Below are 22598 nucleotides of genomic sequence, written 5' to 3'. Positions count from 1 at the left end.
CCGTCAATGACATGAGTGTTTATCCTTTTACGGCGCCGGCGGTCAGGCCGGAGACGATGCGACGTTGGAAGATCATCACCAGAATCACCAGTGGTACGGTGACGGTGACCGAGGCGGCCATGATCGGCCCCCAGGGGAGCTCGTGTTGACTGCCGCCGGAGATCAGGGCAATAGCCACTGGCACGGTTCGCTGGCTGTCGGTGAGGGTGAAGGTCAAGGCGAACAGGAATTCGTTCCAGGCGGCGATAAACGCCAATAAGCCGGTGGTTGCCATGGCCGGCCACATCAGCGGCAGGAATACTCTAGTGATAGTCACCCAGGGAGTGGCGCCATCCATGATGGCAGCCTCCTCGAGCTCCATGGGCAGCTGACGCATGAAGGTAGTCAGTACCCAGACGGTGAAGGGCAGGGTAAAGATGGTATAGCTCAGGATTAGCCCGCCGGGATTGTTATAGAGATTCAGGCTTCGAATGACCTCGAACAGTCCGGAGAGCACCGCGACCTGGGGAAACATCGAAACCCCGAGGATCACCAGCATCACCGTAGTTCGGCCGCGGAAACGTACCCGCCCCAGCGCATAGGAGGCGGTGATACCGAGCAGCAGGGCGATGAAGACCACGGAGAGAGAGACGATGATGGAGTTGAAAATGGCGCGCACGAAGCTCTTCTGGGTGAAGATTTGCACGTAGTTGCCGACGTCCACCGAGGAAAGCCAGTAGTCCACCTCAAAGAGTTCGCTGGAGGGTTTCAGCGAGGTGATCACGGCGTAATAGAAGGGGAAGACTGCATAGACCATCACCAAGGCGATCAGGGCATAGAATCCTATTCGCTTGGCGAGCTTGATCAGCTGATACGGGTTCATTGATCGACTCCCAGTTGGCGGCGGCCCAGGTAGAGGTAGATCACCACGGCCAGGGCGATGATCAAAAACAGCATCGTCGAGGCGGCGCTGCCGTAGCCGACGTCCTGAAATTCGACCAGCTGCTGACGGGCGTAAATCGACATCGTCATGGTGTCGGTGGAGTTGGAGGTCAGTACGTAGATGACATCGAAGACGCGCAGGGCGTCCAGAAGGCGAAAGATCACGGCGACCAGCAGGGCTGGGGTGATCAGTGGCAGGGTGACGCGGAAGAACACCTTGATCGGGTGTATGCCGTCGACCTCGGCAGCTTCAAAGCAGTCCTTGGGCAGCATCTGCAGGGCAGCCAACACCAGCAGCGCGACGAAGGGGATGGTCTTCCAGACATCGACCATGATCACGGCCCACATGGAGTAGCTGGCACTGGCGGTCCAGGCGATGGGCGAGTCGATGATACCCAGCGCCATCAGCAAGTGGTTAATGATCCCGAACTGGTCATTGAGCATCCAGGCCCACATCTTGGCCGAGACGATGGTGGGGATGGCCCAGGGGATAAGCACCGCTGCACGCACCAGCATGCGGCCCTTGAACTCTACGTTGAGCAACAGCGCCACGATGATGCCGAACACTACCTCCAGTGACACCGAGACGATACTGAAGTAGATGGTGTTCCACACCGAGGTCCACCATGCCGGGTCGGTGAGCAGGCCGTACCAGGCTCCGTCATCGTAGACTAGATAGTTTTCGAAGCCGATAAAGGCGGCACCGGTGGTATCCGACAGTGAGGCATCGGTGAAGCTGAAGTAGAAGGTGCGCAGCAGCGGCCAGCCCGCCACCAGAGCCAGGGCCACTAGCATCGGCGCGAGAAACAGCCAGGCGGCGCGGACCCGCTGACGGCGCACCTTGGTGCCGCGGTAACCTGCCGGTGAGGAACGCCCCACTTGAGGGGCGCGTTGGGTTAGGGGAGTCGACATGAGAGTCTCCTGGGTTACCAGCGGCGACGCTTGATGCGGGAGAGTTCGCTGTCCATCCGGGAGACGGCCTCGGCGCCGCTCTGGTCACCGGAAAGCACCTGATGCACGGCATTGAAGAAGCCGTTGCTGACGCGGCCGTAGTTGTCGCCGGTGGGGGCGGAGGGGCGTGCCACGGCGTTGGTGAAGGTCTCATAGAGGGTGCCGAAGAAGGGGGCTGCCGCGAGTACCTCTTCGTCCTCGTAGAGTGAAGCCAGGGTAGGGTTGTAGGCACCCTCGATGGCGCGGCGCTTCTGCTCGGCCTCGCCAGTCAGGAAGGCCACCAGGTCGGCAGCGAGTTCGGGATTCTCGGTGTAGCGGGATACGGCGAGGTTCCAGCCACCCAGAGTCGCGGCGCTGTGGTTTTCGCCGCCCGAAGCTGCGGCGCCGTGGTTTTCGCCGCCATGGGGCAGCTTGACCACGCCGACCTTGCCGCGGACGTCGCTTTCTTCACTCTGTGCCAGTGACCAGGCATAGGGCCAGTTGCGCATGAATATCGCATTGCCGCTCTGGAAGATGCCGCGGGCCTCTTCTTCGGTGTAGTTGAGGGCACCTTTCGGGGAGATGTTGCCGATCCAGCTGGCGGCGAGATCCAGCGCCTCGGCGGCCTGCGCGTTGTCGATGGTGATCTCGCCCTCGGCGTCGACGATGGTGCCGCCGCCATAGCTGGCGATCCATTCCAGGGCGTTGCAGGTTAGCCCCTCGTAGGCGCGGCCCTGGAAGACGTAGCCCCACATCTTGTCATTGCCGGCCTGGCGTTCGGCCGCCTGAATCTGAGCGGCGATCTCGGTCAGTTCCTCCCAGGTTTCAGGGGGTTCGACGCCATGCGCCTCAAGCAGGTCCTTGCGATAGTAGAGTACCCCAGCGTCGGTGAACCAGGGCATGGCCACCAGTCGGTCGTCGATGGTGTTGTTGGCGACAATGGTCTCGAAGTGACCCTCGGCGGCGTCCTTGCCGAGAATGTCGCTGAGGTCTAGCAGATGGTTCGCCAGCAGACCGGGCCACACCACGTCGACCTGCATTACGTCGATGTCGTTGGACTGGGCAGAGAGGATCTGCTGGTAGAGCGACAGTCGCTCGGTTGAAGAGTTGGGGGTGGAGACGATGTCGACCTCGTGACCGGTTTCTTCCTCCCACAGGGCGACACCCTGTTGGCACAGTGTGAGCTCGGCGCCGACGGCGCCACAGGAAATGGTCAGGTCTGCTGATTGGGCCTGGCTGCTGCCGGCGGCACCGGCCAGGACCATGGCAGAGATCAAGCTTTTCTTGAACATGCTGGTTTCCTTGTTGCTTGTTGTTGTCATGGTTTCAGAGCGGGTCGATCTACCGAAAGTCTCTGTTTAACTTAAACGATTAAGATCTTGTCCAGCAAAGTTAGCTTTCGTTCGCGACGAAGTTCAACCGCAACTTTAGTCGCATTCTAGCTGGGTATCAGGCCATCTCGTGACCGCGAGCCGCCTCCAGCAGGGCGTACCACTCCTGCCGTGACAGGGAGAGCCAGGCCTCGTCGTGCAGGGTCGTGATCCGCGTCGGGTCGAGGGTGCCAATCACCGGCATCGGTGAACCCGGCAGGCGGCGTAGCCAGGCCAGGGCCACCCCGGCCGGGCTGACGCCATGGTGAGCGGCGATGTTTTCCAGGAGCCTTCCGGCCTGCCCCTCGAACAATGCGCCACCTCCCAACGGCGACCAAGCCATGGGCGATAGGCCGTCCTGGCGCAACGCATCGAAGTGGCCATCGAACAGTGGGCTGGAGTGGTTCAGGGAGAGTTGCAGTTGGTGGTGCCTCAGCGGCGATGAGAGTGCCGACTGAAGGCGACGCCACTGGTCGGGAAGGAAGTTGGATACCCCCAGGGCCGCTATCTTGCCGTCGCGCACGGCATCGTCCAGCACCCGGGCAGTGGTCTCGGCCTCCATCAGCGGGTCGGGACGGTGGATCAGGAAAACGTCAAGACGCTCGGTGCCCAGTCGCGATAGGGCTCGATCGATGGCACCGGTCAGCCAGTCCGGTGAGCTGTCGTAGTGCTTGATATCCCCCCGGTTCATCCTGATGCCCGCCTTGGTGACCACCCGGACCCGTCGTGCCAGGCTGGGGCGACGATGCAGTGCCTTGCCGAACAGGTGTTCGTTGAGTCCCTCGCCGCCATAGATGTCGGCGTGATCAAACCACTCGAGGCCCTGGTCGAGGCGAGCCTCGATCCAGTCGGCCAGCCGCTCAGGTGCCTGTAGTTCAGGGCGCTCATGCAGGCGCATCATACCCAGCATCAGGGAGAGAGAAGGGGGTTCGGGGGGCATCGTCTGTCCTCAGTGGTGATGTCGATGGGCCAGGGTATGTCATGGCGAGAGCGGTTTGTTGTTTTATTACCGTTATTGAGCCTTTTTTTCGCTAAATCTTAGACATTGGTAGTGATATTACAAAATATGTTTTGAAGCCAAGCCCTGTATCGATTAAGTTTCGGATGGTGTTTCGCACCGGGGTGGCGCTTTGGCCCCGGGAGATGCCTCTCTTGATGATCACCCGTCGCGACAATAACAAAGGACGAGAATGACCATGCACAATGTCACGCTCAAGAAGCCCCTCGCCATCGCCATTGCCTCCGCCAGTCTGGGGATTGCTGGAATAGCCGGTGCGGATACCCTCTCCCTTGAGGAGCGCCTTTGAGGAGCGCCTGGCCGAGCTGGAAGCACGCATTGTCGCCGCCGAGCAACGCGCGGATGTCGCCGAGCAGCGTGCCGAGCGGGCCGAGGCCCAGGCTGAGGGCTACCTCTCCGGCGAGGAGGTCGAAGAGCGCCTGGCCAAGGTCGAGCGCCAGGCCAGTGGCGAAGAGGGTTTTTCCTTCAACGTCTACGCCCGTTCGGGCTTGTTGATCGGTGACGATGGCAAGAGTGCCGAGGGTGGTCCCTATCTGACCCCGGCCGGCTCACGGGGCGGGGCCGTGGGGCGCCTGGGCAACGAGCCGGATACTTACGCCGAGGCTATCTTCAACTACCGGATGCGCTTCGATAATGGCGCCAAGGCCAAGTACACCACCATGCTGGCCGATGGGGTGAGTACCAGCAACGACTGGACCGCCGACGAGTCCGACCTCAATGTGCGCCAGGTCTACGCCGAGTTCAGCGACTTGCCGAGCTTTACCGGCGCCTTCGAAAACGCCTCCATCTGGGCCGGTAAGCGCTTCGATCGCGATAACTTCGATATTCACTGGCTCGATAGTGACATCGTCTTCCTGGCGGGGACCGGCGGGGGTATCTATGATATGCAGCTGGCCGATAACTGGAAGTCCAACTTGTCGTTCTACGGCCGCAGCTTTGCCGATTATTCCGTCGATCGCGAGAACCCGGGCCTCTCGGGTGACACCGATAACTTGATCCTGACCTCCAATAACTACTTCGGAAACTGGCAGTGGATGATCAACGCCATGTCCGCCGCCGACAACGATGATCGCGATATCGGCGAACATCAGGAGGCCGCCGAGTCTGGCGTCAATACCATGGTGGCCTATCATGGCGACAGCTTCTTCGGCCTGGGTGAGGGTAGCTTCAAGGCCGCCGTGCTGCATGGTCAGGGCCTGGGGGGAGAGGTCAAGGCCATCGGCTCCGACGGAAATCTGACCGAGGATGCCGCATCTACCCGCATCGGCCTGTATGGCACCACCTATCTGGCACCACGGTGGCGTATCGCCCCGGCACTCCTCGCCGAGACCAGCGAAGATCGCTATGTCCAGGGCGATCAGTATGACTGGGCGACCCTCAACGTGCGCCTGGCCAACGAGTTGACCGATAATTTCGAAATGCAATACGAGGCCAGTTACCAGTGGATGGATCTCGATCCCCAAGGCTTTAAAGGGCTGAATGCCGTCGACGGTGATTACACCAAGCTTACCGTGGCCCCGACGTTCAAGCCCCAGATAGGGGGCTTCTGGCAGCGCCCGGAAATCCGCCTGTTTGCCTCCTGGAGCGACTGGGATGAGGCGCTCGACGGTTACAGCGATGAAGACGCCCTGGGCAGTGATGGCTTCACCGGCGGCGAGTGGGCCTTCGGCCTGCAGAGCGAGGTCTGGTTCTGAGTTGGCAGGGCCCAGCATTGCCCGGTTCTCGCCTTGTTGATATGTAGCTGTTTCGATGCTTGCCTGCGGCCCTCGCCGCAGGCTTTTTGCATTGGGCACCCGGCTTCGCCGTGACCGAGATATGGGCGGGAGATTCGGCTGAAGCGAAGGCGAGCACAGCCATCGACGCTGCCCGACGCAGCGGCGATAATCGTTGCTTCCTTTCATGCAACGACGAGAAGAGACCATGACCATCAATCGCTACGACACCAAGGCGCGCATGAGCCGTGCCGTTATCCACAACGGCATCGCGTATCTCTGTGGTCAGGTGGCCGGCCCCGAGGCGCGCCACGGCGACATCACCGCCCAGACCGAGAGCATGCTGGCGCGCGTGGACGCCTTGCTCCAGGAGGTTGGCAGCGATCGCGAGAACCTGCTTACCGCCACCATCTACCTCAAGGATGGCCAGGACGTTGCCGCCATGAATGCGGTCTGGGATGCCTGGGTGCCTACCGGTCACGCCCCGGCACGCACCTGTGTTTGTGCGCCGCTGCCGGCCGATGAGCTCAGGGTGGAGATCACCGTTACCGCCGCCGTGGCGGCAATCGATTATAGCTACTAGCGGTCCTGGCGCCGAGAGTCGCTCCAGGGTGGGGCTTTTGACCAATGTCGAATATTGACGGGCGGGGATCCGGCTAGAATGGCATGGTAGTTCTTAATGTCAGACATTCCGGCCGGTGTGGTCGGGCCCCGACACCAACAATAAGAGAGGCTCATTCATGCATGCCCTCACCCTGGCGTCCTTCCTGTTCTTCACGGGACTGGTCGCCTTCATCACCTGGCGCATCACGCGTCGCGACGACCACTCCAGCACGAGTGGTTACTTTCTGGCCGGCCGCACCCTGACCTTTCCGCTGATTGCGGGGTCGCTGCTGATGACCAATCTTTCCACCGAACAGATGGTGGGACTCAATGGCGCTGCCTTTACCGACGGCCTTAGTGTGATGGCCTGGGAAGTGGTCGCCGTCATTGCCCTGGTGGCGTTGGCGTTGTTTTTCCTGCCCCGTTTCCTGAAAAGCGGCATTGCCACCCTGCCGCAGCTGCTGGAGATCCGCTTCGACCGTGGCACACAGCTGATCACCAACGTCATCTTCCTGATCGCCTATGCCGTGATCCTGCTGCCGATCATCCTCTACTCCGGCGCCATGGGGTTGCAGGGCATGCTCGACCTGCAGGGGCTCACCGGTATTCAGTCGCCGACCGTGCTGCTGTGGCTAACCGTCTGGATCGTGGGCATCATCGGTGCCGTCTATGCGCTGTTCGGCGGCCTGCGTACGGTGGCCGTTTCCGACACCCTGAACGGCGTGGGACTGCTGATCGGCGGCTTCGTGATCGTCTACTTCGGGCTGCAGGCGGTGAGCGGCGGCAACGGCGTGATGGAAGGCTGGAATGTCCTCAAGGCGAGCGATCCGGAGAAGCTCAATTCCATCGGTGGCAGCGAGCAGCAGGTGCCTTTCTTCACCCTGTTCACCGGGGTCTTCTTGATCAACGTCTTCTACTGGACCACCAACCAGCAGATCATTCAGCGGACCTTTGCGGCCAAGAACCTCGCGGAAGGGCAGAAAGGCGTGTTGCTGACCGGCTTCTTCAAGCTGCTGGGACCGCTCTATCTGGTGCTGCCGGGTATCATTGCCTATCACCTCTATGCCGACCAGGGGGTGCGCGCCGACGAGGCTTATGGCCAGCTGGTATTCAATGTGCTTCCGCCATACCTGACGGGTTTCTTCGCCGCCGTGATGGTGGGGGCCATCCTCTCGTCGTTCAACTCGGCGCTCAACAGTACCACCACGATCTTCAGCCTGGGGATCTACAAGGGAGTGCTCAACAAGGAGGCTAGCGAGGAGCAGGTGGTCAAGTCGGGTAAGGTATTCGGCTGGATCATGGCGGTGGTAACCATGATCATCGCGCCCCTGCTGGCGGGGCAGGATAGCCTGTTCGGCTACCTGCAAAAGATGAATGCCATCTACTTTATCCCCATCCTGGCGGTAGTGGTGGTGGGGCTACTCTCCCGCCATGTTCCTCCCATGGCCGCCAAGATCGCGCTGATCGGGGGCTGCCTGTTGATCGCCGCCGGCTATTTCGTGCCGCCCTTCAACAAGCTGCCCATGATCATGCATGAGTTCCACTTCGTGACCCTGGTGTTTGCGCTGCTGGTGGCGATGATGCTGTTGATCGGCAAGTGGCGCCCACGTGATACCGCCTGGGTACATGAAGACGTGCAGGCGGTTGACCTGACGCCCTGGAAGGCAGCCGTGCCCGTGGGAATCGTGTTGGTGGTGCTGGTGATTGCCATCTATGCAGCCTTCGCCGGCGTCTAGGGATAAGCAACGGCTTCGTGGCTGATCATGACGCATTGCCGCCCCGTCAATGTTTGGCGGGGCGTTACCGTGTCGAGGGGGTGTCAGTCGTCGGCATCGGGGTAGCGGGTATCCCGGAGGCTATCCTTGATCTTCTTGAGATGGCCCAGGAAGTCTTCTCCGCGGCGCAGCGTCACCCCGGTGGCCAGCACATCGATCAGGGCCAGCTGGATCATCCGTGAGGTCATGGGCATGTAGTAGTCGGTATCCTCGGGGGTCGCGACCTCGAGGGTCTCGGTGCATTCCCGGGCCAGCGGCGAGTCCGGTGCGGTAATGCCCAGCACCACGGCGCCGCTCTCCCGGGCCAGTCTGGCGATATCGACCAGTTCGCGGGTGCGACCGGTCCAGGAAATGATCACCACCACGTCGCCGGTATGGCAGGTGGCGGCCACCATGCGCTGCATCAGCACGTCGATGTAGGCGGTCACCGGCATGTTGAAGCGGAAGAACTTGTGCTGGGCATCCTGCGCCACGGCACCCGACGCGCCCAGGCCGAAGAAATGAACCTGCTTGGCCTGGATCAGATAATCCACCACGCGCTCGATCCGTGCGGCATCGGTCTGGCGGCGAGCGGCGTCCAGGGCGGCGATGGTGGCTCCGAAAATCTTCTGGGTATAATCGGTAGCACTGTCTTCGGGCTCCACCGCCTGGCTCACGTAGGGGGTTCCCCTGGCGAGGCTCTGGGCGAGCTTGATCTTGAAGTCCGGGTAGCCCTTGGCGTCGAAGCTGCGGCAGAAGCGATTGACGGTGGGTTCGCTGACGGAGGCCGCCTGGGCCAGGGTGGCGATGCTCATGCTGGTCGCGGCGGTCGGGTCGGCGAGGATCACGTCGGCGACCTTGCGTTCGGATCGGTTGAGTTCCTCGAGGCGCTGACGGATGCGATCGATCAGGTCGTGACGGGCCATATGGGAGAGCTCTCCGTGCTGGGGCGGCGCATGACCGCGAGTGGCGCGTTAGTCTGCAATGTGGTGATTTAACTACATGATGGTCGGCTATCCTAGCCTGAGACCCTGGGGTCAGGCCACCGGGGGCGCTTCGCTGAAAGGTTTTTTGGTAAAATTACAAATATAATCTTGCAATGTCGGCGCCCTGCACGTATTTTTTTTGTAAGTTAACGAAAGGGGGCGGAAATGAGTCAACCTAACCGATCCGGGCGAGCGAGTGGTGCCGAGATTGATCTGGCGCTGTTCGGCGCGCTCGGCGACCTGGCCCAACGCAAGCTGTTTCCGTCGCTGTTTCACCTGGAGCGCGAGGGCCTGCTGGATCCTGCCACTCGCCTGCTGGGGCTGGCCCGCCAGGAGCATGACAATGACAGCTTTCGAGCTCTGGTCGAGAAGACGCTGAAGCTGCGCGTCAAGCCCGAAGAGCTTGATCGCGAGGCGTTGGAGCGCTTTCTGGCGCGTATCGACTTCATGCAGCTCGACTTCACTCGTCCCGAGGGCTATGCCGCCGTCCAGGAATGGCGTCAGGAGGCCGGGCGGCCGATGGTGGTCTATCTCTCGGTGGCGGCCAGGATCTACGGCGATATCTGCCGAAACCTCCAGTCTGCTGGCTGCCTCGATGATGAGTCTCGCGTCGTTGTCGAGAAGCCGATCGGCTACGACCTGGCCTCTTCGGCCGAGATCAACGACGCGATCGGAACCGTTTTCCCCGAGTCTCGCGTCTATCGTATCGATCACTATCTGGGCAAGGAGACGGTGCAGAACCTGATCGCGATGCGTTTCGCCAACCCGTTGTTCGGGACCCAGTGGAACCAGAACCATATCTCGCACGTGGAGATTACCGTGGCCGAGAAGGTCGGTATCGAGGGACGCTGGGGCTACTTCGATGATGCCGGGCAGCTGCGTGACATGGTGCAGAACCATCTGCTGCAGTTGCTCTGCCTGGTGGCCATGGATCCACCGGCCAACCTCGATGCCGATGCTATCCGCGATGAAAAGGTCAAGGTGCTCAAGGCACTCAAGCCCTTTACCGACGACATGCTGGGGCGTGATGTGGTGCGCGGCCAGTACACCGCCGGCACGATCGATGGCCAGGGCGTGCCGGGCTATCTGGAGGAAGAGGGCGCCAACACCGATAGTCACACGGAGTCCTTCGTGGCCATGAAGACCGGCGTGGATAACTGGCGCTGGGCGGGGGTGCCCTTCTATCTGCGCACCGGCAAGCGCATGCCGGAGAAGGTCTCGCAGATCGTTATCCACTTCCGCCAGCAGGCCCATTATATCTTCGATCCGGATCAGCGTGATCTGGCCGCCAACAAGCTGGTGATACGCCTGCAGCCCGAGGAGGGCATTGCCCTGGAGGTGCTGACCAAGGACAGCGGCCTGGACAAGGGCATGCGCCTGCGTCGTGGCCCTCTGCACCTGGATTTCCACAGCGCCTTCCCCAAGACGCGGATTCCCGATGCCTACGAGCGGCTGCTGCTCGAGGTGATGAAGGGGCAACAATACCTCTTCGTGCGTCGCGATGAGGTGGAACACGCCTGGCAGTGGTGTGACAACCTGATTGCCGCCTGGGAGGATCGTGACGAGCCGCCTCGCCGTTATCCGGCCGGTTCCTGGGGGCCCGTGGCCTCCATTGCCATGATCACCCAGGATGGCCGCAGCTGGTATGAAGACTACTAAGGCCAGCCGGCCGGACCCGGGAGCCCGCGTCGACTCTCTCGAGACCGCCATGATCACCCAGGACGGCCGCAGCTGGTATGAAGACTACTAAGGCCAGCCGGCCGGACCCGGGAGCCCGCGTCGACTCTCTCGAGACCGCCATGATCACCCAGGGCGGCCGCAGCTGGTATGAAGACTATTGGAATTTACTGCTGCTTGAGCATGAATCTTGAGCGTAGGCCCGGTAAGCGTCAGCGCACCGGGCACAAGACGCCCGATGCGCCTTCGGCTTATCGGGCCTACTCGGAGGAGACGAAATGAGTGGTTGTCCCCGCGAACAGCTTGCCCGGCAGCTCGCCGAGGCGGTGGCCGAGGCGCTGCGCGCCGACCTGGAGCACCACGACCAGGCCCTGTTGGTGGTCTCCGGTGGTTCGACCCCGGTGCCGTTCTTCACGGCCCTGGCCGCCTGCCGGCTACCCTGGGAGCGCGTTCAGGTCACCCTGGCCGACGAACGCTGGGTGGCAGAGACGGCCGACGACAGCAATGCCCGCCTGGTGCGTGAGCACCTGTTGCGCGGCCCGGCGGCGGCGGCCACCTTCGTGCCGCTGACCAGCGACCATGCCACGCCCGAAGAGGGGTGCGACGTCGTGGCCGAGCGAGTCGAGGCCCTGGCCTGGCCGGCCAGCGTGGTGATCCTCGGGATGGGCGGCGACGGCCATACCGCTTCGTTCTTCCCCGATAGCCGCGAACTCGACCTGGCCTTGACCACCGAGGCCGCCGCTGTCGCGGTGCGCACCCCGAGTCAGCCCCAGCCGCGCATTACCCTGAGTGCCGGGTATCTGCACCGGGCACGCCGCCATGTCCTGCATATTACCGGTGGCGACAAGCGTGCCGTGCTGGCCCGGGCGTTGGCCGGCGATGACGTCCGCGAGCTACCGATTCGTGCCTTCCTCGCCTGCCCCCTGGCGACCTATTGGGCCCCTTGAGTTTCTGGAGACACCATCATGACCCCCGATAAGCAGCTTCCCTCTACCCGCACTACCGAGCTGGACAGCATCTGCCTCAAGGCCGAGGTGATTCCGGTACTGGCCATCCAGCGCCTCGAGGATGCCGTGCCCCTGGCGCGTGCGCTCCTCGAAGGGGGCCTCTCCGTCCTGGAGGTGACCCTGCGCACCGACTGTGCCCTGGAGGCGATTCGTCGCATCAAGGAAGCGCTGCCCCAAGCCAGCATCGGCGTGGGTACGGTGCTGACGCCGGCCCAGTATCGTCAGGCCGAAGAGGTGGGGGCCGACTTTGTCGTCACCCCGGGTACCACCGAGGCGCTCTATCGCCATGGCGTATCCAGCTCGGTGCCGATGCTGCCCGGTGTGGCAAGCGTGTCGGAGCTGATGACCGGTTGGCAGTACGGCTACCGGCGCTTCAAGTTCTTCCCCGCCGAGGCCGTGGGTGGCACCAAGGCCCTCAAGGCCTTCGCGGGGCCCTTGCCCGAGGCGCGTTTCTGCCCCACCGGCGGCATCAGCCTGGAGAACGCCGAGGACTACCTGGCGCTCAAGAACGTGATGTGTGTGGGGGGCTCCTGGTTGACACCCAAGTCGCTGGTCGAGGCGGAAGACTGGAGCGGCATCCGCCAGCTGGCGCGGGAAGTGGCGGAGCGCTACCACCACTAAAGACTTCATGTCCCTGTGCTCTCTCGACAGCCAGTCGCTGTCGCCTTTCACCCGGCCTTCCATGGCCGGGTTTTTTACGTCAGCTCGTGGCCTGGACGGCCATGGCCTGACCGCTACGCTTGATCGCCGCATACCCCAGGCCGGTCACCAGGGACCCGGTGATGATGGCGGCGAGATACAGTAGCACCGGATTGATGGCATTGGGGATCAGCAGCACGAAAATGCCGCCGTGGGGAGCCATCAGCTTGGCGCCGACGAGCATCGAGAGGGCGCCGGTGATTGCTCCGCCCACCATGCATGCCGGAATCACCCGCAGCGGGTCCTTGGCGGCGAAGGGAATGGCGCCCTCGCTGATGAAGCACAGGCCCAGCACGAAGGATGCCTTGCCCGCTTCGCGCTCCGGCTCGGAGAACTTCGAGCGGGCGACGAAGCTGGCGATGCCCATGCCGATTGCCGGCACCATGCCGCCGGCCATGATCGCCGCCATCGGCGCGTAGGTCTCGGAGGCCAGCAGGCCGACGCCGAAGGTATAGGCGGCCTTGTTGACCGGCCCTCCCATGTCGAAGCACATCATGGCGCCCAGCAGCCCGCCCAGTAGCAGGGCGTTGGTGGAGCCCATGCTCTCGAGGAAGCGAGTCAGGCCTGTGAGGAGGGCCGCTACCGGCTCGCCGACGATATAGATCATGGTGAGGCCCGTCACCAGGCTGGCGACCAGGGGGATGATGAGGATGGGCTTGAGCGACTCGACGCTCGACGGCAGCTTGACGTGACGGGTCACGGCCAGGGCCACATAGCCGGCGAGGAAGCCCGCCAGGATGCCGCCGATAAAGCCGGCGCCGATGCTCGAGGCCAGCATGCCGCCGATCATTCCTGGGGCGATGCCGGGGCGGTCGGCGATGGAGTAGGCGATATAGCCGGCCAGCACCGGGACCATCAGCGCGAAGGCCGTGTCGCCACCGATCTGCATCAGGGCGGCGGGTAGGGTGCCTTCCTTCTGGAAGGCCTCGATGCCGAACACGAAGGAGAGCGCGATCAGCAGGCCCCCGGCCACCACCATGGGCAGCATGAAGGACACCCCGGTCAGCAGGTGCTTGTAGACGCCCTTCTCCTTGAGACTCTTCCTGGACTCGCCGGCACCCGGGGCCGCCGCGTTGCCGTCTTCCTGGATGGCTTCGTCCAGTGCCGACTCGAGGGTCGGGCGGGCCTTCTTCAGGGCGTTGCCGGTGGAGGTCCGATAGATGCGCTTGCCGGCGAAGCGGGTAGGGTCCACCTCGATGTCGCAAGCCAGGACCACCACATCGGCGGTGGCGATCTCCTCCTCGGTGAGCTGGTCCTGGGCCCCCACCGAGCCCTGGGTCTCTACGCGGATGGTATGGCCCAGCGCCCTGCCTGCCTCGGCGAGGGCCTCGGCGGCCATGAAGGTGTGCGCCACGCCGGTGGGGCAGGCGGTGACGGCGACGATCGTCTTGCCGCCTGCTGCCGACTCGACGGCACTCGTTGCAGGCGCCGTTGGCGGGGTGTACTCCGTGGCCTCGCGGCTGGCTCGCTCGAGGAAGGCTCGTGGGTCGGGCAGGGCCTGGCCGATGGCGGCATGGTACAGCCGCTTGCCGGCGAAGCGTTCGGGCGAGGGTACCTGGTCGGCAGCGATCACCACCAGGTCGGCGGCGGCGATGGCCTCGGCGCTGATCGGCTCGAGAGGCTGGAATGCACCGTGCATCTCGACATGGGGTTGCCAGCCGAGGCGCTCGGCGGCCTGCTCCAGGCGGCGGGCGGCGAGGAAGGTGGTGGCCATACCGCTGGGGCAGGCGGTGATGATGATGGCGTTCATAGGGTAGCTCCCCCTGCATCGACGTCGTTGAGGCGGCGAACGCGGGTCTGTTGTTGGAGTTGCGGGAAATCCGGGGCGTGGGGGTCACCCACGCCCACATGACGGACGGCTTCGGCGGAGAGGGCCGTGGCCAGGCGCAGTATCCGCTCGGGAGAATGTCCGGAGAGCACGCCGTGCAGCATGGCGGCGACCAGGGTGTCACCGGCCCCCACAGTACTGGCGACGTCGAGGCGTGGCGGCAGTGCCTGCCAGGCGCCGCGGCGACTGATCCAGAGGACGCCCTCGGGGCCAGCGGAGATCAGCGCCTCCTCGACACCCTGGGCGTGGAGCCTGAGCGCCGCCTGGAGCCTGGCCTGGGGCGTCGACAGCGCCATGCCGGCCCAGGCGGCGAGCTCTTGTTCGTTGGGCTTGACCGCGGAGGGGCCGGCGGCGATCGCCGCCGTGAGGGCCTCGCCGCTGGTGTCGACCCATACCGGCAAGCCGGTGTTGCGTAGACGGACGATCAGGTCGGCGAGGTCCTCCGGGGATACCCCTCGGGGCAGGCTGCCGGCGATCACCACGGCCTCGGGCCGCCGAATGGGGTCGGCGGTGTGATGATCGAGCCAGTCAAGCAAGCGTGACCAGGCCTGTGCATCGATAGCCACGCCGGGGCCATTGATGTCGGTAACGCGGCCATTGGCCTCGGCGATCTTCGCATTGGTGCGGGTCTCGCCGGGTACCCGAATGAAGGCATCCTCCACCGCCAGGGCTTCGAAGGCCCGCAGGAAGGAGCCGTCGTTGTCGGCACCGAGGAAGCCCGAGACGCTGACCTCGTGGCCGAGAGCGACCAGTACCCGGGCCACGTTGACGCCCTTGCCGGCAGCGACGAGGTGCGTCTCGCGGGTGCGATTGACCTCGCCGAGCCTCAGGCCGTCGAGGCTTATCGAAAGGTCCAGGGCGGGGTTGAGTGTCAGGGTGAGGATGCGGGCCATCAGCGCGCCTCCAGGGCGTCACGGACCGCCTCGCCGGTGGCCTGGGAAAGCGCCAGTGCGGCCTGGGCACGGGCTTCCTCGAGGTCGAACTCGCGCAGACGGGCCTTGACCAGAGGTATCTGACGGGCGCTGACCGAGAGCTCGTCGACGCCGAGACCCACCAGCACCGGCACGGCAGTGGCGTCACTGGCCAGCTCACCGCATACCCCGACCCACTTGCCCTGGTCGTGGGCCGCGGCCACGGTCATCTCGATCAGCTTGAGCACCGATGGGTGCAGGCCATCGGCCTGGGCGGAGAGCTCGGGGTGGTCGCGGTCGATGGCCAGGGTGTACTGGGTCAGGTCGTTGGTGCCCACCGAGAAGAAGTCGGCCTCGGCGGCCAGGGTCGGCGCCAGCAGGGCGCTGGAGGGTACCTCGATCATCACCCCGAGCTGGACGTCGTCGCTGCGCTGGCCGGCGGGCAGTTCCTCGAGCAGCCGGTCGAGAATGATGCGGGCGGCGCGTAATTCGGCCACGTCCTTGATCATCGGCAGCATGATGCGTAGCGGACAGCCGGCGGCCGCGATCAACAGCGCCCTGAGCTGAGTCTCGAGCACCTCGGGTCTGGTCAACGCCAGGCGGATGCCGCGCAGGCCGAGGAAGGGGTTGCTCTCTTGGGGGACCGGCCAGTAGGGCAGGGGCTTGTCACCGCCGACATCCAGGGTACGGGCCACCAGCGGGCGGCCGTCGAGGGCGTCCAGGGCCTGGCGATACTCGCCAATCTGGGTCTCCAGGTCGGGCAACTCGGCGTGGGCCATGAACACGAATTCGGTGCGTAGCAGCCCGACGCCCTCGGCGCCACGTTCCACGGCATCGGCGGCATGGGCGGTGTTACCCAAGTTCGAGGCCACCTCGACGCGATGGCCGTCGCGGGTTCGAGCCGGCTTGAAGCGTGCCCCCCAGGCCTCGGCCTCGCGGCGGTGGTGCTCGGCCAGTCGCTGCTCGGCGGCCCGGCGGCGCTCGGCGGCGGGAGCCGGAGTCACCCGGCCGCGCTCACCGTCGAGGATCAGTTCGGTCCCGCCGGTGAGCAGCAGGATGCGTTCGCTGGCGCCGACCACGGCGGGAATGCCGAGCGCTCGGGCCAGGATAGCGCTATGGGCGGTGGCGCCGCCGCGGGCGGTCAGCAGGCCACGCACGCGGCTGGTGTCGAGGCGTGCCACATCGGAGGGGCCGATGTCGTCGGTGACCAGGATATAGGGATAATCCGGCGGCTCGGGCAGCTCGACTTGACACAGGGCGCCCAGCACCCGGCGGCCCACGTCGCGCAGGTCGGCGGCACGCTCGGCGAGCAGCTTGTCGGCGAGGCGCTCCTGGGCCTGGGCGGCGGTATCGATGGCCTCCCACCAGGCGGCTTCGGCGGAGGCCCCCTCGTCGATGCCTTCGCGGGCAGCCTGACGGAGCTCAGGGTCGCCGAGTATCTCTTCGTGCATCGACAGGATCTGCGAGACCTCGCCGCCGCGGGCGTGGCCGATCAGTGCCTCGAGTTGCTCGCCACCCTCGCGGATGGCGTCATCCAGGCGCCGACGCTCGGTGGCCGGGTCGGCGGCGCGGGCCGGGTAGTCGAAGTGCGGCGTGGTCAGCACGAAGGCCGGGGCGATGGCGAGCCCCGGTGAAGCGGCCACCGCGAGATGGGCGACGTCGCCGGCCAGTGGTTCCAGGGCCGGGGCGTCTTCGGGCTTCGTTGTCACCGGCTCGCGGTAGGCGTCGAAGGGCTCGACGTGCTCGCCGAGGCCGTCTTTCACGGCCTGGCAGACCGCGTCCAGGGCCGCTTCGGCACCGTCCCCCTCCGCGGAGAAGATAAGTTGCTGGCCGCGACGGGCCCCCAGGTTGATCACCTTGGTCAGGCTGCTGGCCGAGACCGCATCGAAGCCGCCATCGGCCAGGCGCACGCGGATCGCCAGGTCCTGGGCCCGGGCTGTCTGTACCAGCTGCTTGGCCGGTCGGGCATGCAGGCCATGAGCATTGAGCACTCGAGCATGGCGTGTACTGGCCGTGGCCGACTCGCCGGCGAGTCGCGAAAGCAGCGTCTTGGCATCGAGGTCCTGCAGTTCGCCGGGGAGGTCGGTGTCCAGTAGGGCGAGGATACGCTCCAGCAGGCCACGATGGGCATCCCTCTGGGTGGCCAGACAGAAGACGCCCGAGACTCTTTCTCCCTCTTCCTTTAGCACCGAGTCGGCGGTCGCCAGCGACAGCGCCGGCACCGCGACGCCACGATCGCTGCTCACCAGCCACAGCCCCTGGCCGATCCTGACCGGGGTGCGCCCGGCGACACTGGCGACGAACTCGCTGTCCACGCAGCCGGCCTGGCGCAGCCGGGCGGCGCTGGCCAGCGCCAGCTCTCGACAATCCCGGGCGGGGAAGCCCAGGCAGAGGGTGTCGGCATCCAGGCGCGCTTTGACCACCGCCTTCGACAGCAGCCCAGCGATTTCGTCGGGGGAGTCGGCCGCGGCCAGTTGCTCCGCGACGCCTTCGCGATCCAGCACATGGGTCAACTGGCGCAGGATGTCCAGGTGCTCGTCACTTTGGGCGGCGATGGTTACCAGAACGTGTATGCGGTTGCCGTCGTGCCACTCGACGCCGTCCGGAAACTGCAGCACGCGAACGCCGGTGCGGCGCACATGGTGGCGGCTTTCGGGGGTGCCATGGGGAATGGCGATGGCATTGCCCAGGAAGGTTGAGGACTGAGCCTCTCGATCAAGCAGGCCGTCGCGGTAACGATACTCGACCATGCCCGCCTCGTGCAGGGCGTCGGCGGCATGATTCAGCGCCATGCGCCAATCGTCGGCCCGGCAATCGAGCAGGATATCGTCCTGGCATAGGGTCAACATGGGGCTCTCCTGTTTGCTCGGATGACGGGCGGATTCGCCTCGCGCTCAGCCTGACCGGGACTTGGCTATTGGTCATAAGCTGAATCGTGTCACCATGATGTTATTCATGCTGGATCGATTCATACTGGTTGGCAAGTTCGATGATCTACGACTTTGGCAGGGCATGGCCGTTGCGGTCGACTCCCTACCAGCTATCGAGGAATTCCATGACACTCGCCGAAATTGCCCATCTGGCCGGTGTTTCCCGCACCACGGCCAGCTATGTCATCAACGGCAAGGCCCGGGAACGACGCATCAGTCAGGACACTGTTGACCGAGTAATGGCGGTGGTGCACCAGCACGACTACCGGGTCGACGCCCAGGCCGCGGCCCTGCGCCGGGGAGCGAGCCGCATATTGGGGCTGATCATCCCCGACCTGGAAAACGTCAGCTATGCCCGCCTGGCCAAGCGACTCGAGCGCGGTGCCCGGGAGGCGGGCTACCAGCTGCTGATCGTCGGCTCCGACGACTGCCCGGAGAGTGAGCGCGAGCTCGCCCTGGCGCTGCGTGCCCAGCGCTGCGAGGTGCTGATCACCGCCAGTAGTCTACCGATGGAAGATCCCTTCTATGCCGACATGATGGCGGCCGGCCTGCCGGTGGTCGCCATGGACCGAGGACTCGATCCACGACGCTTCGCCAGTGTTGTCAGCAACGACCGGATGGCCGCCGAGCGACTGACCCGGTCATTGTTGGATAAATCGGTGAGGAGCATCGCCTGGTTGGATGCGGTGCCGGCCTTGTCGATCAGCCAGGAACGTCGCGCCGGCTTCCTGCAGGCACTGGAAGGTCATCATGCGGTGGCGGTGATGACCTTCGGGGCTGAACGCTACGGTCGTGCCGAGGGCGCCCGCCTGATGCGTGAGCTCCTCGATCAGCATGGCCTGCCCGATGCCCTGGTCACCGCCTCCTATACCCTGGTCGACGGCGTCTTCGACGTGCTGCTGGAGGAAGGAGGGCTGCCACCCGCGTTGCGCCTGGCCACCTTCGGTGATAGCCGCCTGCTCGACTTCTTGCCCCTGCCCGTCAATTCTGCGGTCCAGGATCATCACCGGATGGCCGAGCTGACCCTGGCATGCGCCCTGGCCGCCTCGCGTGGCGACTATCGGCCGGGGCTGCAGGTGGTATCGCGCCAGCACCGGTGGCGCTTGCCCAAGGGCAAGGGCGCCGCCACTACGGCCTGACCCATGGTGGCGCCGAGCTCACTCCTTGCGGCTACGCTTCTTGTCTTTGTGCTTGTCTTCCTTCTTGCCGTCTTCTTGCTTGGGGGCTGGCGGCGTGAAGTGCTCCCGTACCAGCGTGAGCAGTCCCTGGGTGGAGGCGTCGAAGTCCTGGCTGTGGGCGTCGAGTCGGCTGCTGATCTCGCCGGCGATGCGCTTCCCGAGCTGCACGCCCCACTGGTCGAAGGAGTTGATGTTCCAGATGACGCCCTGAACGAACACCTTGTGCTCGTAGAGGGCGATCAGGGCGCCGAGGTTCCTGGGGGTTAGCTCATCGAGCAGCAGGGTGCTGGAGGGGCGGTTGCCCGGGCAGCTGTAGGGGTCGAGGTCGCTGCCGCTTTGGCTGCCTTCCATGAAGGCGTTGGCCTGGGCCAGCATGTTGGTCAGCAAGGCGAAGTGGTGGTCTTCCACGCCCGGTTCCGGCTTCAGGGTGGCGATGAAATCGATGGGCACGTAGCGGGTGCCCTGGTGAAGCAGCTGGAAGAAGGCATGCTGGCCATTGGAGCCGGTCTGGCCCCAGACGATCGGGCCGGTCTTGTAATCCACCGGCTGGCCGAAGATGTCCACCGACTTGCCGTTGGATTCCATGTCGAGCTGCTGGAGAAAGGCGGGCAGCTGATGCAGGGCCTGGTCGTAGGGCACGATGGCCTGGGTCTCGGCGCCATGGAAGTTGATGTACCAGATGCCGATCAGCGCCATCAGCACCGGCATGTTGCTGGCGTTGGGCGCGGTGAGGAAGTGCTGGTCCATCTCGTAGGCACCCTCGAGCATCTCCATGAAGCCTTCGAAGCCCACGGCCAGGGCGATCGGCAGGCCGATGGATGACCACATGGAGTAGCGTCCTCCGACCCAGGCCCAGAACTCGAAGATGTTCTCCTCGCGGATGCCGAACTCCATTGCCGCCGCCTGGTTGGTCGAGGCGGCCACGAAGTGGGCGCCGACATCGGCGCCTTCGCCGGCGTTATCGACAAACCAGCGCCGGGCAGTCTTGGCGTTGAGTAGCGTCTCCTGGGTGGAGAAGGTCTTGGTGGAGACGATAAACAGGGTGGTGGCCGGGTCGAGGCGACGCAGCACCTTCTGGATATGCGTGCCATCGACGTTGGAGACGAAGTGGAAGTTGAGATCGGTCTGACGATACTTGAGCAGCGCGCGGCAGGCCATGTTGGGGCCCAGGTCCGAACCGCCGATGCCGATGTTGACCACGTCCTTGATGCGCTGGCCGTCGTAGCCTTTCCACTCGCCGTTGCGTACCGCGTCGGAGAAGCGCTGGATCTGTTCGCGGGTGCGCTGGATCTCGGGCTTCACGTCCTTGCCGTCGACCATCAACGGGCCCTCGCCGAGGTTGCGCAGGGCGGTATGCAGCACCGGGCGGTTCTCGGTGACGTTGATGATGTCGCCGGAGAACATCTGGGCGCGGCGCTGGACCAGCGCCGAGTGATCGATGAGCTCAAGCAGGGTATCCAGCACGTTCGGGGAGATATGATGCTTGGAATAGTCGAGGAACAGCCCGCCGACGCGCAGGCTCATCTTCTCGAAGCGCTGGGGGTCTGCAGCGAAGTAGTCGCTGATGCGGTCGTGTCGAGTCTGGTCATGCAGCTGGTTGAGGGCTTGCCAGGTAACACTGCGGGTAAGCTGATACATCGTGGGCCTCATCGGTGGTTGTTGGAGGTTGGAGCAACAGCAGGGCTGGCCGTAGGCTAGCGCCGTCGACGGCGCAGATATCGAGGAAGATATCGAAAATGTAGTAAATTTACTACTGGGTTGCTGTTTATACAAAGGTCTAGGGGCATGGTGATGCGGCGATGCGAGGCCCTGAGAAACAGGCCTTGTCGATGGCGACACGGGAGGGTGGCGGAGGCATCATAATGGAATGAGTTGTTGGAATATTACTGAATGCCTGCCTTCCCGGATGGCCGATAGTACATTGCGTTTTTGGGCAGGGCGCAGAGGTGCATTGTGCCGGCATCGCAGGCTTGCGATGATTTTTTTATCTTATTGCCATTCAGGAAGCATCGAACCGTGGATAAATTTGAGGTGAAACTGGACCAGGCGGCACGGGCCGCCTGGCTATCGTATATAGGAGGGCGCACTCAGGACGAGATCGCCACCCAGCTTGGGGTGTCTCGGCCGGGCGTTCAGCGCCTGCTTGCTTTGGCGCGCCAGGAAAGCCTCGTGAAGGTGAGTATCGATCATCCGATTGCCAGCTGCACGGCCCTGGCAGAGGCCATCCGCGACCGTTTCGGCCTGGCATTCTGCGATGTTGCTCCCGCCGATGCCGGTGACACCGCCAGCAGCGCCCGCTACCTGGCGGTGGCCGCCGCCGAGCGTCTTTCCCGCTACCTCGACCGGACCGACCCGCTGACCCTGTCGCTGGGCACGGGGCGGTCGGTGCGGGCCATGGTCGAGGCGCTGGGTCGAATCGACCGCCCGCAGCATCGATTCGTTTCCCTGGTGGGTAACGTGGCCCGTGACGGTTCCGCCAACCGTTATGATGGCGTGATGGTCCTCGCCGACAAGACCGGCGGCGAGCGCTTCCTGCTGCCGGCACCGGTCGTTGCCGACTCGGTGGGGGAGAAGGCGGCGCTGTGTGATCAACGCCTGTTTCAAGCCGTCGTTGACGTGGCCAGGCAGGCCGAGGTGGCCTTCGTGGGAGTGGGGCGTATCGATCGTCAGGCGACACTCTTCCAGGATCACTTTATCAGCGAGGCCGAACTCGACGAGCTGATCGCCGGTGGTGCCGTGGGGGAGCTGCTCGGCTGGCCAATGAACGCCCGGGGTGAGCGGGTCGACTGTTCGACGAGTCAGCGCATCACCAGTCTGCCGCTGGAGATGTTCCACGAGCAGACCCTGGTGGCGCTCGCCGGCGGGCGGGACAAGGGGCCCGCTATTCTCGCGGCGTTGCGTGGTGGTTGGCTCAAGGGCCTGGTCACCGATGAGCACGCGGCCCGCCTTATCGTCGATGCCGACACGTCTAGCCGCGAAAGCGCTTGAGTCGGATAACCGACTGTTTTGCAGTGACTTGCCACTGCCAGCCCGAAATTATCTCCGTAAAATTACCCAAAAGTCTAAGAGACGAG

Annotated in this window: 18 protein-coding genes; 9 read left to right on the top strand and 9 right to left on the bottom strand. The window is 64.1% G+C overall.

Annotation, left to right across the window (positions count from 1 at the left end; all coding sequences use genetic code 11):
* Window positions 1-19: 19 nt before the first annotated feature.
* The 4 genes from Q358_RS0106795 to Q358_RS0106780 form a co-directional block, all read right to left on the bottom strand.
* Window positions 20-862 carry a carbohydrate ABC transporter permease gene (locus Q358_RS0106795; RefSeq protein WP_027961364.1) on the bottom strand — a complete coding sequence of 281 codons (843 nt, stop codon included), beginning with the start codon at window positions 860-862 and terminating at the stop codon, window positions 20-22.
* Entirely contained in the window at window positions 859-1833 is a 975-nt protein-coding gene (locus tag Q358_RS0106790; protein ID WP_027961363.1) for a carbohydrate ABC transporter permease, read from the bottom strand. Before Q358_RS0106790 ends, Q358_RS0106795 begins: the two co-directional genes overlap by 4 nt.
* Window positions 1834-1847: 14 nt before the next feature.
* Window positions 1848-3143, bottom strand: a complete 1296-nt coding sequence (locus tag Q358_RS0106785; protein ID WP_027961362.1) for an ABC transporter substrate-binding protein — start codon at window positions 3141-3143, stop codon at window positions 1848-1850.
* Between the two features lie 157 nt (window positions 3144-3300).
* Window positions 3301-4161: an aldo/keto reductase gene (locus tag Q358_RS0106780; RefSeq protein ID WP_027961361.1), complete on the bottom strand. Its 861-nt coding sequence runs from the start codon at window positions 4159-4161 to the stop codon at window positions 3301-3303.
* A 350-nt stretch (window positions 4162-4511) separates the two neighbouring features.
* On the opposite strand from Q358_RS0106780, the gene Q358_RS16755 reads away from it, so the two are divergent.
* The 3 genes from Q358_RS16755 to Q358_RS0106765 all read left to right on the top strand — a co-directional run bounded on the left by Q358_RS16755 (window position 4512) and on the right by Q358_RS0106765 (window position 8290).
* Entirely contained in the window at window positions 4512-5933 is a 1422-nt protein-coding gene (locus Q358_RS16755; RefSeq protein ID WP_425402543.1) for a carbohydrate porin, read from the top strand.
* Window positions 5934-6159: 226 nt separating this feature from the next.
* Window positions 6160-6534 carry a RidA family protein gene (locus tag Q358_RS0106770; RefSeq protein WP_027961360.1) on the top strand — a complete coding sequence of 125 codons (375 nt, stop codon included), beginning with the start codon at window positions 6160-6162 and terminating at the stop codon, window positions 6532-6534.
* Between the two features lie 157 nt (window positions 6535-6691).
* Window positions 6692-8290: a solute:sodium symporter family transporter gene (locus Q358_RS0106765; RefSeq protein WP_027961359.1), complete on the top strand. Its 1599-nt coding sequence runs from the start codon at window positions 6692-6694 to the stop codon at window positions 8288-8290.
* Between the two features lie 83 nt (window positions 8291-8373).
* On the opposite strand, the gene Q358_RS0106760 is transcribed toward Q358_RS0106765, so the two are convergent.
* Window positions 8374-9234, bottom strand: coding sequence for a MurR/RpiR family transcriptional regulator (locus Q358_RS0106760; protein WP_027961358.1), 861 nt, complete (start codon window positions 9232-9234; stop codon window positions 8374-8376).
* A gap of 225 nt (window positions 9235-9459) precedes the next feature.
* On the opposite strand from Q358_RS0106760, the gene zwf reads away from it, so the two are divergent.
* From zwf to Q358_RS0106740, 4 genes are all read left to right on the top strand, one after another.
* Window positions 9460-10953, top strand: coding sequence for a glucose-6-phosphate dehydrogenase (gene zwf / locus Q358_RS0106755; RefSeq protein WP_027961357.1), 1494 nt, complete (start codon window positions 9460-9462; stop codon window positions 10951-10953).
* A 77-nt stretch (window positions 10954-11030) separates the two neighbouring features.
* Window positions 11031-11165 (top strand): hypothetical protein, encoded by a 135-nt coding sequence (locus tag Q358_RS19035; RefSeq protein WP_281172971.1) that lies wholly within the window; start codon window positions 11031-11033, stop codon window positions 11163-11165.
* An 84-nt stretch (window positions 11166-11249) separates the two neighbouring features.
* Window positions 11250-11918 (top strand): 6-phosphogluconolactonase, encoded by a 669-nt coding sequence (gene pgl / locus Q358_RS0106745; protein WP_027961356.1) that lies wholly within the window; start codon window positions 11250-11252, stop codon window positions 11916-11918.
* A gap of 18 nt (window positions 11919-11936) precedes the next feature.
* On the top strand, window positions 11937-12599 hold the full coding sequence (locus Q358_RS0106740) for a bifunctional 4-hydroxy-2-oxoglutarate aldolase/2-dehydro-3-deoxy-phosphogluconate aldolase (RefSeq protein ID WP_027961355.1): 663 nt from the start codon (window positions 11937-11939) through the stop codon (window positions 12597-12599).
* A 79-nt stretch (window positions 12600-12678) separates the two neighbouring features.
* On the opposite strand, the gene Q358_RS0106735 is transcribed toward Q358_RS0106740, so the two are convergent.
* Genes Q358_RS0106735 through ptsP form a run of 3 tightly spaced genes read right to left on the bottom strand, consistent with a single transcriptional unit; the run spans window position 12679 to window position 18265 of the window.
* The gene (locus tag Q358_RS0106735; protein WP_027961354.1) at window positions 12679-14427 is read right to left on the bottom strand and encodes a PTS fructose-like transporter subunit IIB; all 1749 of its coding nucleotides are present in this window, start codon (window positions 14425-14427) and stop codon (window positions 12679-12681) included.
* Window positions 14424-15398 (bottom strand): 1-phosphofructokinase, encoded by a 975-nt coding sequence (pfkB, locus tag Q358_RS0106730; protein WP_027961353.1) that lies wholly within the window; start codon window positions 15396-15398, stop codon window positions 14424-14426. Before pfkB ends, Q358_RS0106735 begins: the two co-directional genes overlap by 4 nt.
* Window positions 15398-18265, bottom strand: a complete 2868-nt coding sequence (gene ptsP / locus Q358_RS0106725) for a phosphoenolpyruvate--protein phosphotransferase (protein ID WP_027961352.1) — start codon at window positions 18263-18265, stop codon at window positions 15398-15400. Before ptsP ends, pfkB begins: the two co-directional genes overlap by 1 nt.
* Before the next feature lie 206 nt (window positions 18266-18471).
* Between ptsP and cra the strand changes: the two genes are divergently transcribed.
* Window positions 18472-19485 (top strand): catabolite repressor/activator, encoded by a 1014-nt coding sequence (gene cra / locus Q358_RS0106720; protein WP_027961351.1) that lies wholly within the window; start codon window positions 18472-18474, stop codon window positions 19483-19485.
* Between the two features lie 18 nt (window positions 19486-19503).
* Here the strand turns inward: cra and pgi are convergent, their stop codons facing one another.
* A complete protein-coding gene (pgi, locus tag Q358_RS0106715) occupies window positions 19504-21162 on the bottom strand; it encodes a glucose-6-phosphate isomerase (RefSeq protein ID WP_027961350.1) in 1659 nt (552 codons plus the stop codon).
* 378 nt (window positions 21163-21540) lie between these two features.
* Between pgi and Q358_RS0106710 the strand changes: the two genes are divergently transcribed.
* Window positions 21541-22512 (top strand): sugar-binding transcriptional regulator, encoded by a 972-nt coding sequence (locus tag Q358_RS0106710; protein WP_027961349.1) that lies wholly within the window; start codon window positions 21541-21543, stop codon window positions 22510-22512.
* Window positions 22513-22598: the final 86 nt, after the last annotated feature.

This window comes from Halomonas halodenitrificans DSM 735, from assembly GCF_000620045.1.
In the GTDB taxonomy this organism is placed as follows: domain Bacteria; phylum Pseudomonadota; class Gammaproteobacteria; order Pseudomonadales; family Halomonadaceae; genus Halomonas; species Halomonas halodenitrificans.
The sequence above is the reverse complement of the archived record's forward strand: the minus strand, read 5'-3'. Positions and strand labels throughout refer to the sequence as shown.

Bases quoted from the DNA above. Each gene is read 5' to 3' on its own strand.
- Q358_RS0106795 (WP_027961364.1), bottom strand. From the start codon at position 862: ATGAACCCGTATCAGCTGATCAAGCTCGCCAAGCGAATAGGATTCTAT.
- Q358_RS0106790 (WP_027961363.1), bottom strand. From the start codon at position 1,833: ATGTCGACTCCCCTAACCCAACGCGCCCCTCAAGTGGGGCGTTCCTCA.
- Q358_RS0106785 (WP_027961362.1), bottom strand. From the start codon at position 3,143: ATGTTCAAGAAAAGCTTGATCTCTGCCATGGTCCTGGCCGGTGCCGCC.
- Q358_RS0106780 (WP_027961361.1), bottom strand. From the start codon at position 4,161: ATGCCCCCCGAACCCCCTTCTCTCTCCCTGATGCTGGGTATGATGCGC.
- Q358_RS0106770 (WP_027961360.1), top strand. From the start codon at position 6,160: ATGACCATCAATCGCTACGACACCAAGGCGCGCATGAGCCGTGCCGTT.
- Q358_RS0106765 (WP_027961359.1), top strand. From the start codon at position 6,692: ATGCATGCCCTCACCCTGGCGTCCTTCCTGTTCTTCACGGGACTGGTC.
- Q358_RS0106760 (WP_027961358.1), bottom strand. From the start codon at position 9,234: ATGGCCCGTCACGACCTGATCGATCGCATCCGTCAGCGCCTCGAGGAA.
- zwf (WP_027961357.1), top strand. From the start codon at position 9,460: ATGAGTCAACCTAACCGATCCGGGCGAGCGAGTGGTGCCGAGATTGAT.
- Q358_RS19035 (WP_281172971.1), top strand. From the start codon at position 11,031: ATGAAGACTACTAAGGCCAGCCGGCCGGACCCGGGAGCCCGCGTCGAC.
- pgl (WP_027961356.1), top strand. From the start codon at position 11,250: ATGAGTGGTTGTCCCCGCGAACAGCTTGCCCGGCAGCTCGCCGAGGCG.
- Q358_RS0106740 (WP_027961355.1), top strand. From the start codon at position 11,937: ATGACCCCCGATAAGCAGCTTCCCTCTACCCGCACTACCGAGCTGGAC.
- Q358_RS0106735 (WP_027961354.1), bottom strand. From the start codon at position 14,427: ATGAACGCCATCATCATCACCGCCTGCCCCAGCGGTATGGCCACCACC.
- pfkB (WP_027961353.1), bottom strand. From the start codon at position 15,398: ATGGCCCGCATCCTCACCCTGACACTCAACCCCGCCCTGGACCTTTCG.
- ptsP (WP_027961352.1), bottom strand. From the start codon at position 18,265: ATGTTGACCCTATGCCAGGACGATATCCTGCTCGATTGCCGGGCCGAC.
- cra (WP_027961351.1), top strand. From the start codon at position 18,472: ATGACACTCGCCGAAATTGCCCATCTGGCCGGTGTTTCCCGCACCACG.
- pgi (WP_027961350.1), bottom strand. From the start codon at position 21,162: ATGTATCAGCTTACCCGCAGTGTTACCTGGCAAGCCCTCAACCAGCTG.